Source organism: Pseudomonas sp. P7548, assembly GCF_013386585.1.
Classification (GTDB): domain Bacteria; phylum Pseudomonadota; class Gammaproteobacteria; order Pseudomonadales; family Pseudomonadaceae; genus Aquipseudomonas.
This window is the reverse complement of sequence record NZ_JACARO010000216.1, coordinates 1-1,142: the sequence shown is the minus strand read 5'-3', so window position 1 is coordinate 1,142 and position 1,142 is coordinate 1. Positions and strand designations below refer to the sequence as shown.

General features: G+C 45.5%; 1 protein-coding gene. It reads left to right on the top strand.

Annotated elements, in window-relative coordinates; all coding sequences use genetic code 11:
* Positions 1–242 precede the first annotated feature (242 nt).
* Complete coding sequence (locus HX803_RS32370; RefSeq protein ID WP_178926113.1) at positions 243–827, top strand: hypothetical protein; 585 nt, start codon at positions 243–245, stop codon at positions 825–827.
* Positions 828–1,142: the final 315 nt, after the last annotated feature.

Genomic DNA, 1,142 nt, shown 5'->3' with positions numbered 1-1,142 from the left:
GTGTTTGGGGGAAGGAGATTAGTGGTGGATTGAATTATTGCTCTGCGGGAGGCTGTTATTGATCCAATGTTGCCGATCGTGGGAGCCCGCTAACGATAAGGAAGGGCAGTGGACACAATGATGGCAAATGGATATCTTCCTATGCCTACTTTCGAACCAAAAGGGCAGCAAGGCATGTCATTTAGTCAGAGGTAATAGTTACTGACTATTTGATTTGCAAATCTCATTCAAGGAGTGAATTGATGAATATAAAGTTTATTGCGGTCATTTTTTCCTTAGTACTATCTGGCTGCCAGTCCTCTGGCGACATAGATCCGGCACAAAAAAATAAAATAAATTTTAGCGAGGGAACGCTTGCTAATGAGAAACTGACATCTGACACCAACGCGGGATTGAAAAAGATATTAGGAGGTTTTGAGATTACGCCGCAAACCAATATATTGAAAACCGTAATTCAGCAGCCTGTTGGAAGCCCCGGCGTCAGCGCATGGAGAGAAATGTGGATTGTTGACTCACCAGGCGCAGTCGAAAAGTTTGTCATAACGTTTAATGAGACTGGCGCGGGCGGGACAGATTTTCAAATCAAAAGATTGAACCAACCAAACCCTACGCCTTCTGAAAGTTGCCCAAAAACCTTTGGTGACTACAAAGCAGGCGAATTAACATCTCAGGAAGTTCAAAGCTGCCTGGGCTCGCCCTCTCATGAAAACTACAATCCGGACGGTCGCTACGTATACCTTTATAAACTTAAAACCAATACAATATTAGCTTTTGTATTTGACAAGTCCGGGATGCTGCTCAATACGCGTGGTTACAAGCAAGACTAACTATCCAGAAGTCATGTCACCAACTTCTCTCGCGGGGTCTACTTCCGTTCTTAGTTGCAATCAGATGAAATACTGCCTATGTACAATGGCCTCTCAAACTTAAGCTAAGCTTGGGGGGCTTTTTGGGCGTTAACTACATTCTGTCAGCCTGATATGGCAATCCTGCTCCGCGTACCTCATCTTCATTGACTGCATCCCATAGTGCTGGCGAAAACTAACTTCAGGCGTCGACAGCGTCCGATTCAGCGCCAGCAATGACTGCTATTGGGCGAAAGCGGTCAGTCCCCCTCAACGTTTTTACCCAACATCCCCCGC

Excerpts from the sequence above, each read along its gene's own strand:
- HX803_RS32370 (WP_178926113.1), top strand. The coding sequence starts at position 243 with ATGAATATAAAGTTTATTGCGGTCATTTTTTCCTTAGTACTATCTGGC.